Genomic DNA, 14,239 nt, shown 5'->3' with positions numbered 1-14,239 from the left:
GTTTTTATAAATAGTGCAGAGGTAGAAGACTAGGAGTGAACCGAGTATGCAGAAAGAAACAGCTATCATAATTGGAGGCGGTCCGTGCGGATTAGCGGCAGCAATTTCGTTGCAAAAGGTAGGGATTAATCCGTTAGTAATTGAAAAAGGAAACATTGTAAATGCCATTTATAATTATCCAACTCATCAAACATTTTTCTCCTCTAGTGAAAAATTAGAAATTGGTGAAGTAGCTTTTATTACCGAAAACCGTAAGCCGGTTCGAAATCAAGCACTTGCGTATTATCGCGAAGTAGTAAAGCGTAAATCTGTACGCGTAAATGCTTTCGAACGAGTGGAGAAAGTTCAAAAAGATGGAGAAGTTTTTAAGGTTGAGACGACAAAACGTGATGGAAATAAAGAAATATATATAGCGAAATATATTGTTGTAGCAACTGGATATTATGACAATCCAAATTATATGAATGTTCCAGGTGAGGAACTGAAGAAAGTAACTCACTATTTTAAAGAAGGACATCCTTATTTTGATCGAGATGTGGTAGTTATAGGTGGGAAAAACTCAAGTATAGATGCTGCGTTGGAACTAGTTAAAGCAGGTGCGCGTGTAACGGTACTGTATCGTGGAAGTGAGTACTCGCCGAGCATTAAGCCGTGGATTTTGCCGGAATTTGAGGCATTAGTACGAAACGGTACAATTCAAATGTATTTCGGGGCTCATGTGAAAGAAATCACTGAACATACATTAACATATACGGTTGATGGTGAAGCACGTACAATCAAAAATGATTTTGTATTTGCGATGACTGGTTACCATCCTGATCATAGCTTCTTAACGAAGATGGGTGTTCGGATTGATGAAGAAACAGGACGTCCGATTTATACAGAGGATAAAATGGAAACGAACGCTGAAAATATTTTTATTGCAGGTGTAATTGCTGCTGGGAATAATGCAAATGAAATATTTATCGAGAACGGTAGATTTCATGGGGATGCAATTGCGCAAACCATTGCATCAAGAGAACAATAAAAAGAAGCTGTCGAAATTCGACAGCTTCTTTTTTAATTGTGCATAAACATGTTTTGGATTGTTTTATGAGAGTTTGTATTCTCTAGTGCGACTAGTAATTTAATTCGCGCTTTTTGAGCATTTAAACCGTATGTGAAAACAATACCCATATCTTTTAATTGTTTGCCGCCACCTTCATATGAATATACGTCTTGAACGATACCATTGAAGCAACGTGAAACTAATACGATAGGAATGCCTTTGTTTATTAATCGTTCTAGACTAGGAAGTGTTCTTGGAGGTAAATTACCTTGTCCAAGTGCTTCAATAACAATTCCATCTACTGGAAGGTTTTCAATTGCTGCTAACAATGTATCATCCATGCCAGCATATGCTTTTAGAACAACTACGTTTTTAGAGACTTTACTTACTGAATATGTTTCGTGATGTACTAAAGCGTGATGGAATACAACACCGCGTTTTGTTACCATGCCAATTGGTCCATATTGTGGGCTTTGGAATGTCGCGACATTACTTGTATGTGTTTTCGTTACATTTGTAGCACAGTGAATTTCGTCGTTTAATACGACTAAAACACCTTTTTCCGCAGCTTCATTACAACTAGCAACTTTTACAGCCGATAAGAAGTTATAGAGGCCATCAGCACCTAATTCATTACTAGAACGCATTGCGCCTGTTACAACGATAGGAATAGTTGCTTGTACTGTTAAATCTAAGAAATAAGCTGTTTCTTCTAATGTATCCGTACCATGTGTAATTACTACGCCATGAATGTTGTCTTGTTTTACTCTTTCATCAATGATGACTTGTAATTGTAACATTTCGCTCGGTGTCATATGAGGAGATGGTAGATGGAACACATCTTCAACAATTAAATCAACATCGCCTTCTAAATCAGGAATGAATTTTAAAAGAGGATTTTTTTCACCTGGTTGTACGACCCCAGTTTCTTTATCTTCCTCCATTGCAATTGTTCCACCTGTGTGTAAAACTAGGATTCTTTTCAATGCTATACCCCTTTCAAGTTGAAAAATACATTTAGAACATAACATGTTTTGAGTAAATTCGACAATGAAAATGTATAAAAGTACGCTTAGAAAATGACAATAAACTTAATTGTCTTATGTGCGTTGTACAAAGTGGATATTAGGTAGAGTTTTATTTAAATGAATTTTAGAAACTTGATGCATAAATATAGAGAGGAAAGGAGCGAGTTTTTTGAAAAAAGTGGAGAAAATTATTATTCGCATATTGTTGATTCAATTTATTTGTCTTTCTGTTGTACAGTTGCTCTTTATACATAAATCTTCTGTAAAATATTTATCAAAAATTGTTTATTATGAAGGTGTCATCACGAAAAATAAAGCGGAAATCTTACAGGTGAATAAGTAGTTTTCATTTTCTTCTAAGATGGATTATGCTACAATAATTGAGGATTTAATGACGTGAAGCAAATGGGAAGAAGCAGGGGGAGAATACCTGCTTTTCGTTTTGTTTTATAAGTGAAAAATGAGGTGTTACAATGGATAAACGAATTTCGATTGCTATAGATGGTCCAGCAGCTGCTGGGAAAAGTACAGTTGCAAAAGTTGTTGCAAAAAAACTTTCATATGTTTACATTGATACAGGCGCAATGTACCGTGCTATTACATATGCAGCCCTTGAACAAAAAGTGGATATTGAAAATGAAGAAAAGTTAATGGAAGTTGTAAAAAATGTGAATATTGAATTTCAACAAGGGGAAAATACACAACTTGTATTTTTAAATGGACAAGATGTTTCTGAAGTGATTCGTACGCCTGATGTGACGAATCGTGTATCTATTGTAGCGAAGCATCGTCTTGTTCGTGAAGAAATGGTACGTCGTCAACAAGAATTAGCTGAAAAGGGCGGCGTAGTAATGGATGGTCGCGATATTGGTACACATGTACTACCAGATGCTGAAGTGAAAATCTTTATGCTTGCTTCTGTAGAAGAAAGAGCAGAAAGAAGACATTTAGAAAATATGAATAAAGGTTTCGATTCTAATTTAGAGCAGTTAAAAGAAGAAATTGCTAGGCGTGATAAATTAGATTCAGAACGTGAAGTTTCTCCTTTGAAAAAAGCTGATGATGCATTGGAATTAGATACAACTTCTTTATCAATTGAAGAAGTTGTCCAAAAAATTATGGGTATTGTTTCAGGAGTATTTGCGAAATAAAGAAAGAGGATTATCCTCTTTCTTTATTTTTTTTGAAATGTAAAGGATACGTGAATTATAAGTCTCTTTTCTTGACAAATGGGCTAATTTGTAAGAAGTTAGTTACAGAGGAAAAAAACTGTCAGAATATATTCGCTATTATATTTCAAATCATACTTTCATCAAGATGATTTTGCTGTATACTATTTATATAGGTTTAATATAGTTTCTTGTGAACTGTATTGAAACAGAATATGTGATGATAAATTCTTAAACATGCAAATGAAAACATTTGTTTTCATTTCGTATATACATAAAAATGCTTTGTCAATTCTGTAGGGAGGTATTTCCATGGTAGAAAAAATGAATGAAGAAGTTATGAATTCAAAAGAATTACAAGTTGGTGACGTTGTTACAGGTTCTGTAACGAAAGTTGAAGAGAAACAAGTGCTTGTAAATGTTGGATACAAAACAGATGGCGTAATTCCGATTAGTGAATTAGCTAACGTTCATATTGAAAAAGCAAGCGATGTTGTAGAATTAGATCAAACACTTGAATTGAAAATTATTAAATTAGAAGATGATGATCTTGTTTTATCTAAAAGAGCTGTTGATGCAGAAAAAGCGTGGGTAGAATTACAAGAGAAATTTAATTCTGGTTATGTATTTGATGTTACTGTAAAAGATATCGTGAATGGTGGATTAGTTGTGGACCTTGGTGTTCGTGGTTTTATCCCAGCTTCACTTGTAGAAGTACATTATGTAGAAGACTTTGCTGACTATAAAGGGAAAACATTAGCGGTGAAAATTGTTGAATTAGACCGTGAAAAAAATCGTGTAATCCTTTCGCATAAAGCGGTAGTAGAACTAGAACTAGATTCTAAGAAAAAAGAAGCCATCTCTTCGTTAAAAGAGGGAGATGTTGTTGAAGGGACAGTACAACGATTAACGGATTTTGGTGCTTTCGTTAACGTTGGTGGTGTGGATGGTTTAGTTCACATTTCACAAATTTCACATGAACGTGTAGAACAACCTTCTGAGGTATTAGAGCAAGGTCAAAAGGTGAAAGTAAAGGTGCTATCTGTTGATGCCGATACACAACGTATTTCTTTATCAATTAAAGCAGCTCAGCCAGGACCTTGGGAAAATGTTGCTGGCGAAATAAAAGCTGGAGATATTCGTGAGGGAGTAGTAAAACGCCTTGTTACATTCGGTGCGTTTGTTGAAATTTTACCTGGTGTTGAAGGGCTTGTACATGTATCTCAAATTGCAAATCGTCACGTGAAAAATCCAAATGAAGTATTAGAAATGGGACAAGAAGTAAAAGTGAAAGTGCTTGAAGTCCATGTAGCAGAAAAACGTATTTCTTTAAGCATAAAAGAAACGCTTGAAGAAAATAATGTAACAGAAGATTATAGCCAATATGAGCCAAATGCTGATTCTGCTACTTTCCAGTTAAGTGATATTATTGGTGAACAACTGAAAAAATTAAAGAAATAAAGAGGGGTACAAGTGGTAAGGGCAAAACGTAAATTAGATCATATTGAATATGCTCTCTCTACTGGTCAGTCTCGTACGCATGGCTTTCATGATATTGATTTTGTGCATCAAAGCTTGCCAAATTCAAGTTATGACACTGTAACATGTGAAACAAAAATCGGCGAACTTTCACTAAGTTCGCCGATTTTTATCAATGCGATGACTGGTGGTGGAGGAGAGCAAACATTACATATTAACGAGCAATTAGCATATGTAGCGAAACAACATAACCTTGCTATGGCTGTAGGTTCGCAAATGGCAGCCTTAAAAAATGATAGCGAGGCGGCTTCGTATAAAATCGTCAGAAAGGTAAACCCAAATGGTATTTTCTTTGCTAATTTGGGGAGTGAGGCAACTGTCGAACAGGCGGAGCGTGCCGTTGATATGATTGAAGCGAATGCACTGCAAATTCATTTGAATGTCATACAAGAGTTAACGATGCCGGAAGGAGACCGTGATTTTACGGGTGTACTTCGGCGAATTGAACAAATTGTGTTAAACAGTAAAGTTCCTGTCATTGTAAAAGAAGTGGGATTTGGAATGAGTAAGGAAACAGTACAGCAGTTAGCGAGTATAGGTATAACAGCAATTGATATTGGTGGACAAGGTGGTACGAATTTTGCTGCTGTTGAAAATGAAAGAAGACAGCGAATGCTTTCTTATTTTAATAACTGGGGCATACAAACAGCTTCCTCGATTATTGAAGCAACCTCTACAAATAATAACCTCTCTTTTATTGCATCTGGGGGCATACAAACAGCGCTAGACGTAGCAAAGGCGATCGCATTAGGGGCGAATATAACTGCGTTAGCCGGATACTTTTTACGTATTTTAATGCAAGATGGTGTCGAGAAGTTAGTGGATGAAATTGATCTTCTACATACAGATTTAAAATTCATTATGACAGCTCTTGGGGTAAAGAAGATAGAAGAATTACAATCTGTACCTCTTGTTGTAAAAGGCGAAACGTATCATTGGTTAATGCAGCGTGGGATTGATACTACGCATTATAGTAGGAGATAAAAAAATCAACCGTGTGGTTGGTTTTTTTATGAAACGAAAAGTGATATTTTTATCTATATTATTATATGGATAAAAAGAAAATATATTGTGATTGAGATATTAATACGAAAACAAAAGAATTATATTATAAATGGAATTTATTAAAATAATTACGAAAAAAGACGGTTTCATACAATGCTGAAACCGTCTTTTTTATTTTTAGTGCTGATTTTGTTTTCGAGCTTGCTCCGGTGTATCAAGACTAGTTGCACCAGGATATTGAAGTGATTGGTCGCGATCAGATTCAACGCGGCGTGATTCTCTTAGCTTTCGTTCTTGGCGATCTTTACCCATTGTGAGTTCCACCTCCTTATTAAAAGTTTTGCTGTTATGAGAAAAACTATGCACAAAGAAAAGGTAGGATTAACTTTCATAAAAAGTTCCCATAATGGAAAACATAGGAGGTGAAGTGATGGATGGGAGTACTTTTTATTTTGTGGCTTGGATAGGGTGGATTGTCGTGACCTTTTTTATGAAAAAAGAACCTATTCGTTGGAAGATAAGTGCTTGTATATTAATTTTTATTATTTGTTCTCCGCTAAATGTGACGATTGCTTCTTTTACTGTATCGGTAAATGCCCTTTTGCTTTGTATTATTTCTTTTGTAGGCATCACGCTATACTCTATTTGGAAAAAATTATACACCCTACTTTCGGCGCTTATTATTGCAATGTTATATACAAGTTTTCATTTGTTAGAAGTATATGATCCGATTTGGATTGTGGTTGATAGGTTGTTGCTGCTAAGTGGCGCACTTGTGTATGCATCAATTTTATTGTACGGGGATCGCATATTAAGATTGTGCACCTTGTATATAGGGATGTTACAAGGAGAATTGTTGGTGACGCTTATTTTTCATAAATTACATTTTCCTTATGAATATGGTAGTTTAGCCTTTTTTGATGTTGTCGCTGTTTCTACTTTATTTATGGCGATTTTACTATGGATTACAAAAGTATCAGTATATATGGAACAATTTAAGAGGAAAACGCGTAAAAGAAGGGCGAGGGTAATACATGACTGAATATACACCAGCCATTTTATGTGGCGTAATTGCCGGGACGGTAACTAGGGTGTTAATGCTTCGTACCGATACGAGGCAATATCCGACGAGGCTTCACGGGAAAATTATTCATATCGCGATGGGATTAATTGCGGCTGCCTTAGGGGCAATTGCGATTCCGTCTATTTTGAAAAAAGATTTTTCTGCAATTACATTTCTTACGTTAGCGGCGACGCAATTTCGTGATGTGCGTAATATGGAAAGAAATACGCTTCAACAATTAGATGGATATGAGCTCGTACCACGTGGTAATACATACATTGAAGGGATTGCATTAGTTTTTGAAAGTCGTAACTATTTGGCGATGTTAACGTCGTTTGTAACAACGTTTGCGTATATAGGATTCCATTCGTGGATTGCCGGGGTAATTACTGGTATGATAAGTTTTTTAATTGCGAGAAAATTAATGTCAGGTAAAAGGCTTCATGATCTTGTAGAAATTGAGCACGTTCCACTTCGTTTTGAAGGAGCGGGACTTTATATTGACAATATTTACATTATGAATATTGGATTGCCGGCAAGGCAAGAAGAAATTATGAAATATGGGATGGGATTTATTTTAAAACCGAAATCGATAGATGCGATGGTTACAATCTCGAACCTAGGACAACGTCAAGCGATTTTACATGATGTTTCTGTTGCTTTAGGAATATATAGAGATTCTGGAACGCCGGCACTTGTACCGTTAGCGAAGCGTGATTTAGAGGATGGGAGAGTTGGGGTTTTTGTTCTGCCGCAAGATCAGGATGCAGAAAAAGCGATAGGGGTAATTGGAAATGTACCAACATTAGAGAGTGCCGTTCATATGTCATCAGAAGCTCCGAAAGGAAGGGGAGATAAGAGATGATGTTAGAAAGTGTTATTCTCGCGGTTATTACAACAAAACCGGAGAAATTTGCAGGTGGTGCTCCTTTGTTTACTTGTGAATCGACAGAGGAATTAGAATTTGTTGCAAATAATTTAGAGGCGATTTTAGATGGTATTGCGCATCGCTTACAAGAGAATGTATATATTATTGTGAAACATTAGCAACGTGTGGTATAATATGAGGTGTTTTGATACGTTGAGAATTATTCTGGAATGCAAATCCCTTCTTGCACAAAGAAGGGTTTTTTACATAATAAACAGAAGCAAGTTGAAAGGATGAAAGTATATGCCGAAACCAGTAATAGCGATAGTAGGCCGCCCGAACGTAGGGAAATCTACTATTTTCAATAGAATTGTTGGAGAAAGAGTTTCAATCGTAGAAGATATACCAGGTATAACGCGAGACCGTATTTATAGTGCGGGAGAATGGTTAAATCATGAGTTTAACATTATAGATACAGGTGGAATTGATATTGGAGACGAGCCGTTCTTGACACAAATTCGTCAACAGGCGGAAGTAGCGATTGATGAAGCAGATGTTATCATTTTTATGACGAATGGTCGCGATGGTGTAACTGCAGCGGATGAAGAAGTTGCTAAAATTTTATATCGTTCTAAAAAACCAATTGTACTTGCGGTAAATAAGGTTGATAATCCAGAAATGCGTAGTGATATTTATGATTTTTATGCGTTAGGATTTGGCGAGCCATTCCCGATTTCAGGTACACACGGTTTAGGACTTGGTGATTTGTTAGATGAAGCTGCAAATCATTTTCCAAAGATTGAAGAAGAAGCGTATGACGATGAAACAATCCGTTTCTCTTTAATTGGACGTCCAAACGTTGGGAAATCATCACTTGTAAATGCGCTTCTTGGTCAAGAACGTGTAATTGTAAGTAATATAGCAGGAACGACGCGTGATGCTGTTGATACACCATATAGCAAAGATGATCAAGATTATGTAATCATCGATACAGCTGGTATGCGTAAAAAAGGAAAAGTATACGAAAGTACAGAAAAGTATAGTGTACTTCGTGCACTTAGAGCGATTGAACGTTCTGACGTTGTTTTAGTTGTTTTAGACGGAGAAGAAGGAATTATTGAGCAAGATAAAAAAATCGCTGGATATGCTCATGATTCAGGACGAGCTGTTATTATCGTTGTAAACAAATGGGATGCAGTGAAAAAAGATGAAAAAACAATGAAAGCATTTGAAGAAAACATCCGTGCTCATTTCCAATTCTTGGATTATGCACCGATTGTATTCTTATCTGCGAAAACGAAAAAACGTACACAAACGTTATTACCGGTTATCAATGAGGTAAATGAAAGCCATAGCATCCGTGTACAAACGAACGTATTAAACGATGTAATTATGGATGCGGTAGCGATGAATCCAACGCCGACTCATAATGGTAGCCGTCTGAAAATCTTCTATGCGACACAGGTTGCGGTAAAACCACCGACATTTGTTGTGTTTGTAAATGATACAGAATTAATGCACTTTTCATATGAGCGCTTCTTAAAGAATCGTTTACGTGAAGCGTTCGGTTTTGTAGGAACGCCGATTCACATTATCGCTCGAGCAAGAGACTAATGGAGAGGATGTGATTTTATGACAAAAATCACAGTAATAGGAGCAGGTAGCTGGGGAACAGCGTTAGCGATGGTATTAGCTGACAATGGGCATGATGTACGTATTTGGGGAAACCGTCCTGAACTCATGAATGAAATTAATACAAAACATGAGAACAGTAAATATCTTCCAGGGATTGCATTGCCAAGCACAATCGTAGCCTACTCTTCTTTAGAAGAAGCATTAGTAGATGTAAATACAGTACTACTAGTAGTACCGACGAAAGCGTACCGAGATGTATTACAAGAAATGAAAGAAATTGTTACAGAACCGATTACTTGGATTCATGCGAGTAAAGGAATCGAACCAGGTACGTCAAAACGTATTTCGGAAGTGATTGAGGAAGAAATTCCAGAGAACTTGATCAAAGATGTTGTTGTACTGTCTGGACCGAGTCATGCTGAAGAAGTCGGTTTACGTCAAGCGACAACTGTTACATCTGCAGCAAAGCGTATGGAAGCGGCTGAAGAAGTGCAGGATCTGTTTATGAATAGCTATTTCCGTGTATACACAAATCCGGATATCGTTGGAGTTGAGCTTGGTGGTGCGTTAAAGAATATTATCGCATTAGCTGCTGGGATAACAGATGGTCTTGGATTAGGTGATAATGCAAAAGCGGCATTAATGACACGTGGTTTAACAGAGATTGCTCGTTTAGGAAGAAAAATGGGCGGAAATCCGTTAACATTTGCTGGTCTAACTGGTATGGGAGATTTAATTGTAACTTGTACAAGTGTGCATAGCCGAAATTGGCGCGCTGGAAATATGCTTGGAAAAGGGCACTCTTTAGAAGAAGTGCTAGAAAGTATGGGTATGGTTGTAGAAGGTGTACGAACAACGAAAGCTGCTCATGAATTGGCAGAGAAAATGGAAGTTGAAATGCCAATTACAGCTGCTTTATATGACGTGCTGTTCAATGGGAATAATGTGAAAGATGCAGTAGGCTCATTGATGGGACGTGTTCGAAAACATGAAGTTGAAGCGATACCTGATTTGTTATAAAGAAAGCGGTAGAAGTACATTTCGTACTTCTACCGTCTTTTATTTTTTTATGGGTCTTTTCACCAATTTTTCATTTCTGCATAGGATGAAGAGTAACTTGAGGAGAGGGTGAAAAGAATGGATAACAACATTTTTAATAACATTGAAAAAGAAGCGAAAGTGAATAAAGAAGATATTTTTAAATTAGCGTCGTCTGTTCAAAATGCGAACCTACGTGATGAGACAGTGCTTCGCCAATTGATTCATCAAGTTGCTCTAATGGCAGGACGTGAAGTGCCGAAAGAGCAAGAGGATCAAATTGTAAAAGCAATCATTAACAATAATATGCCCGCTGATTTTGGTTCGTTAAGTAAAATGTTTAAAAAGTAAAATATGAGAAACAAAGAGTTTAGCGAATGCATATGATAGTCATGAAAGAATGGGAATAGAGCTGTTAAGGGCATATTTGGTCAACCGAAGCGCAAAATAATGCGCTTCGGTTTTATTTTTGTACATAAATTTTGTTAATTTGCAGTAAAATGGTGAATTGTATTTGTTTAAAGATTTTAATTTGTTAAAATAGTATAAAAATAGATTAAAAGTAAAGGGGTGTATATATGTCGGAAGGGCTTATAAAAATGTGGTTTTCCTTAGGGGCAATGGGATTTATGTTTGTTGCAGTAGCTTTTATTTTATTAAGTAGACATAAAATGAAGAATAAATTTCTGAAAGGGATTACAGCGTTAGTAGCTTACACCCTCATGATTGTGTCGGGGATTGTTATTTTTCTTGTTGTATTTAGTGGGCCTGTGGAACAATAAAGGACGTTATAGGGAACAATCTATACTCGCATGAAAAGGTGATTGTCAGTGAAAAAAATCCATATTATTTTAATATTTTGTTGCATGAGCATTTTAACAGGGTGTATGTATCCGAAAGAAAATATGAAACAAAATGCGATTCCTTATGAAGATCAGTTACAAGTTGTTCAAAAAGCTATTACTACATATAAGGAACAAACGAATGGTTTATTGCCAATTAAGACGCGTGATATGAGTACGCCGATTTATCAAAAATACCCAATTGATTTTCAAAAAATTGCTCCGAGATACATACAAGAGGCACCAGGGAATGCGTATGAAAGCGGGGGAGTTTATCAATATGTATTAATAGATGTTGAAACAAATCCGACAGTAAAGTTAATTGATGTTAGGATGGCGGAACAAATTCAAGAAGTGGCATTAAAGTTAAGGATGTATCGTGATGAACATCAATATCCACCGTTTAAAAAAGTAATTGCAGATGGTGTCTATGAATTAGATTTTAAAAAACTAGGATATAAGGATGTACCGCAAATAAAAAGTCCATATTCTGGAAAAGGGCTCCCTCTTATAATCAATGAAAAAGGTGAAGTGTTTGTTGATTATAGAATCGACTTATATGAAGCGTTGAAAAAAAATGAAGGACAATTTAAGGAAGGAGAAGATATTCGGAATATATTATCGAAAGATTCCCCATTTGTACCTGCATATTCTTTACCGTATACAGTGAAAGACGGAGAACCAATTTTTTTAAAATCATAAGTCATGAACCTTTCTTTTAGTGAATAAGTTCTAGAAGAAAGGTTTTTTATGTTATACAACTTGTGATGCAAACAAAAGGTATTTTTAAATAGTCATATGAAATTGGACAAAATTATATGATATATTGTCCGAACTTCTAGAATACCATTATATTATATCAGATATTATAGGCAACGTTAGAGAAGGTATTAGTTGACTATAAACGCGGAATTATTCCCAAAAATATTGAGGGAGGGAATCACTTGGAAAAGGTAGATATTTTTAAAGATATTGCGGAACGCACAGGCGGTGATATTTATTTTGGAGTTGTAGGAGCTGTTCGAACAGGGAAATCAACATTTATAAAAAAATTTATGGAACTTGTTGTTATTCCAAATATTGAAAATGAGTCAGACCGTCAAAGAGCGCAGGATGAATTGCCTCAAAGTGCTGCTGGTCGTACAATAATGACGACGGAACCGAAGTTTGTTCCAAACCAAGCGGTTTCTATTGAAGTAGATGAAGGTCTTGAAGTGAATATTCGATTAGTAGATTGTGTTGGGTATACGGTTCCAGGAGCAAAAGGCTATGAAGATGAGAATGGCCCACGCATGATTAATACTCCTTGGTATGAAGAGCCTATTCCATTCCATGAAGCTGCAGAAATCGGAACACGTAAAGTAATTCAAGAGCATTCAACAATTGGTGTCGTTATTACAACAGATGGAACAATTGGTGAAATTCCAAGAAGAGATTATATAGAGGCAGAAGAACGCGTTGTAAATGAGTTAAAAGAAGTAGGAAAGCCTTTCATTATGATTATCAACACTGTACAGCCATATCATCCAGAAACAGAGCAGTTACGTCAAAGTTTATCAGAAGAATATGATATTCCAGTAATTGCGATGAGTGTAGAGAGTTTAAGAGAAACAGATGTGTATAATGTACTTCGGGAAGCGTTATTTGAGTTCCCGGTCTTAGAAGTGAATGTAAACCTTCCAAGCTGGGTAATGGTGCTAAATGAAGGACATTGGTTACGCCAAAGTTATCAGGAAGCAGTTCAAGAGACTGTAAAGGATATAAAACGTCTTCGTGATGTGGACCGTGTCGTTTGGCAGTTTAGTCAATATGAATTTATAGATCGAGCAAGTCTAGCTGGCATCGATATGGGGCAAGGTGTGGCGGAGATTGATTTATATGCGCCAGATGAATTGTATGATCAAATTTTAAAAGAAGTAGTAGGAGTAGAAATTCGAGGGAAAGATCATTTATTGAAGCTTATGCTCGATTTATCTCATGCGAAAACAGAGTATGACCAAGTTGCGGATGCCCTGCGTATGGTAAAGCAAACCGGATATGGAGTAGCAGCGCCTGCATTAGCTGATATGAGCTTAGATGAGCCGGAAATTATTCGTCACGGTTCAAGGTTCGGTGTTAAATTAAAAGCGGTTGCGCCGTCTATTCATATGATTAAAGTGGATGTAGAATCAACATTTGAACCGATTATCGGTACTGAAAAACAAAGTGAAGAACTAGTTCGTTATTTGATGCAAGATTTTGAAGATGATCCGTTATCAATTTGGAATTCTGATATATTTGGGCGCTCTCTTAGCTCGATTGTTAGAGAGGGAATTCAAGCGAAACTATCTCTAATGCCAGAAAATGCGCGTTATAAATTGAAAGAAACGCTAGAAAGAATTATTAATGAAGGGTCTGGCGGATTGATTGCGATTATATTATAAGAAAAAATCCCTCTAATTGTAGAGGGATTTTTTTTGTTTTGGACTATGTAATAGTAAAATAAACAGTCATTATCTAATACTTTGTTGTAAATTGTCAAGTTTCATCAGATTTTCACATTTTAAGAGTAACAATTTCCTTAAAAATATTGAATTATAAAGGAGAATCGTATAATATAGGCGTTGATAATGATTTATCTACATCTTTGTAGTATAGAATTTGTAAAAATTGCCTACAAATGAAAGTAAGACTCATTTTATGATCATTATACAGTCTTATCTTTGGGAGGAGGTGAATGGCATGAACAAGACAGATTTAATCAATGCTGTTGCAGAAGCAAGTTCCCTTTCTAAAAAGGACGCAACAAAAGCAGTGGACGCTGTTTTTGATTCTATCTTAGAAGCTTTAAAACAAGGTGATAAAGTACAACTTATCGGATTCGGTAACTTCGAAGTTCGTGAGCGTGCGGCTCGTAAAGGTCGTAACCCACAAACAGGTGAGGAGATTGAAATCGCTGCAAGTAAAGTACCTGCATTCAAACCTGGTAAAGCGTTAAAAGATGCGGTTAAATAATCCTTACATA

The 14,239-nt window shown here is 36.2% G+C and carries 17 protein-coding genes; 15 read left to right on the top strand and 2 right to left on the bottom strand.

The genetic code is table 11. The features are described from left to right. Positions 1-46 precede the first annotated feature (46 nt). Positions 47-1,027 carry a YpdA family putative bacillithiol disulfide reductase gene (locus CDB3_RS16785; protein WP_128855300.1) on the top strand — a complete coding sequence of 327 codons (981 nt, stop codon included), beginning with the start codon at positions 47-49 and terminating at the stop codon, positions 1,025-1,027. A gap of 32 nt (positions 1,028-1,059) precedes the next feature. Here CDB3_RS16785 and ansA read toward each other — a convergent pair whose 3' ends face one another. Beyond that, the gene (gene ansA, locus CDB3_RS16780; protein ID WP_128855299.1) at positions 1,060-2,034 is read right to left on the bottom strand and encodes an asparaginase; all 975 of its coding nucleotides are present in this window, start codon (positions 2,032-2,034) and stop codon (positions 1,060-1,062) included. 211 nt (positions 2,035-2,245) lie between these two features. Between ansA and CDB3_RS31700 the strand changes: the two genes are divergently transcribed. From CDB3_RS31700 to fni, 4 genes are all read left to right on the top strand, one after another. Then, a complete protein-coding gene (locus CDB3_RS31700) occupies positions 2,246-2,419 on the top strand; it encodes a DUF5359 family protein (protein ID WP_179139714.1) in 174 nt (57 codons plus the stop codon). Positions 2,420-2,549: 130 nt separating this feature from the next. Continuing rightward, entirely contained in the window at positions 2,550-3,227 is a 678-nt protein-coding gene (cmk, locus tag CDB3_RS16775) for a (d)CMP kinase (RefSeq protein ID WP_000361260.1), read from the top strand. 330 nt (positions 3,228-3,557) lie between these two features. Beyond that, the gene (gene rpsA / locus CDB3_RS16770; protein WP_097831728.1) at positions 3,558-4,706 is read left to right on the top strand and encodes a 30S ribosomal protein S1; all 1,149 of its coding nucleotides are present in this window, start codon (positions 3,558-3,560) and stop codon (positions 4,704-4,706) included. A 12-nt stretch (positions 4,707-4,718) separates the two neighbouring features. Continuing rightward, the gene (fni, locus tag CDB3_RS16765) at positions 4,719-5,768 is read left to right on the top strand and encodes a type 2 isopentenyl-diphosphate Delta-isomerase (RefSeq protein WP_128855298.1); all 1,050 of its coding nucleotides are present in this window, start codon (positions 4,719-4,721) and stop codon (positions 5,766-5,768) included. A gap of 198 nt (positions 5,769-5,966) precedes the next feature. Here fni and CDB3_RS16760 read toward each other — a convergent pair whose 3' ends face one another. Continuing rightward, positions 5,967-6,101 carry a YpzI family protein gene (locus tag CDB3_RS16760; protein ID WP_000513901.1) on the bottom strand — a complete coding sequence of 45 codons (135 nt, stop codon included), beginning with the start codon at positions 6,099-6,101 and terminating at the stop codon, positions 5,967-5,969. 118 nt (positions 6,102-6,219) lie between these two features. On the opposite strand from CDB3_RS16760, the gene CDB3_RS16755 reads away from it, so the two are divergent. From CDB3_RS16755 to CDB3_RS16710, 10 genes are all read left to right on the top strand, one after another. Then, the gene (locus tag CDB3_RS16755; protein WP_128855297.1) at positions 6,220-6,831 is read left to right on the top strand and encodes a YphA family membrane protein; all 612 of its coding nucleotides are present in this window, start codon (positions 6,220-6,222) and stop codon (positions 6,829-6,831) included. Next, entirely contained in the window at positions 6,824-7,717 is an 894-nt protein-coding gene (locus tag CDB3_RS16750; RefSeq protein ID WP_128855296.1) for a YIEGIA family protein, read from the top strand. The genes CDB3_RS16755 and CDB3_RS16750 overlap by 8 nt, the downstream gene beginning before the upstream one ends. Then, entirely contained in the window at positions 7,714-7,899 is a 186-nt protein-coding gene (locus CDB3_RS16745) for a capping complex subunit for YIEGIA (protein ID WP_000979049.1), read from the top strand. The genes CDB3_RS16750 and CDB3_RS16745 overlap by 4 nt, the downstream gene beginning before the upstream one ends. A gap of 124 nt (positions 7,900-8,023) precedes the next feature. Further along, positions 8,024-9,334: a ribosome biogenesis GTPase Der gene (gene der / locus CDB3_RS16740; protein ID WP_097831724.1), complete on the top strand. Its 1,311-nt coding sequence runs from the start codon at positions 8,024-8,026 to the stop codon at positions 9,332-9,334. Between the two features lie 18 nt (positions 9,335-9,352). Beyond that, the gene (locus CDB3_RS16735) at positions 9,353-10,375 is read left to right on the top strand and encodes an NAD(P)H-dependent glycerol-3-phosphate dehydrogenase (RefSeq protein WP_128855295.1); all 1,023 of its coding nucleotides are present in this window, start codon (positions 9,353-9,355) and stop codon (positions 10,373-10,375) included. A 117-nt stretch (positions 10,376-10,492) separates the two neighbouring features. Next, complete coding sequence (locus CDB3_RS16730; RefSeq protein WP_000369753.1) at positions 10,493-10,744, top strand: stage VI sporulation protein F; 252 nt, start codon at positions 10,493-10,495, stop codon at positions 10,742-10,744. A gap of 227 nt (positions 10,745-10,971) precedes the next feature. Then, positions 10,972-11,175, top strand: coding sequence for a DUF2768 domain-containing protein (locus CDB3_RS16725; RefSeq protein WP_002117663.1), 204 nt, complete (start codon positions 10,972-10,974; stop codon positions 11,173-11,175). Positions 11,176-11,223: 48 nt separating this feature from the next. Beyond that, positions 11,224-11,937, top strand: coding sequence for a hypothetical protein (locus tag CDB3_RS16720; protein WP_128855294.1), 714 nt, complete (start codon positions 11,224-11,226; stop codon positions 11,935-11,937). A 242-nt stretch (positions 11,938-12,179) separates the two neighbouring features. Then, the gene (gene spoIVA / locus CDB3_RS16715) at positions 12,180-13,658 is read left to right on the top strand and encodes a stage IV sporulation protein A (RefSeq protein WP_128855293.1); all 1,479 of its coding nucleotides are present in this window, start codon (positions 12,180-12,182) and stop codon (positions 13,656-13,658) included. 298 nt (positions 13,659-13,956) lie between these two features. Continuing rightward, a complete protein-coding gene (locus CDB3_RS16710; protein WP_001043860.1) occupies positions 13,957-14,229 on the top strand; it encodes an HU family DNA-binding protein in 273 nt (90 codons plus the stop codon). The last annotated feature ends 10 nt before the right edge of the window (positions 14,230-14,239 follow it).

Origin of the sequence: Bacillus sp. CDB3, assembly GCF_002081505.1 — a bacterium.
Lineage (GTDB): Bacteria > Bacillota > Bacilli > Bacillales > Bacillaceae_G > Bacillus_A > Bacillus_A cereus_AT.
Note: the sequence above shows the minus strand (reverse complement) of the source record. Positions and strands in the feature narration are given on the sequence as shown.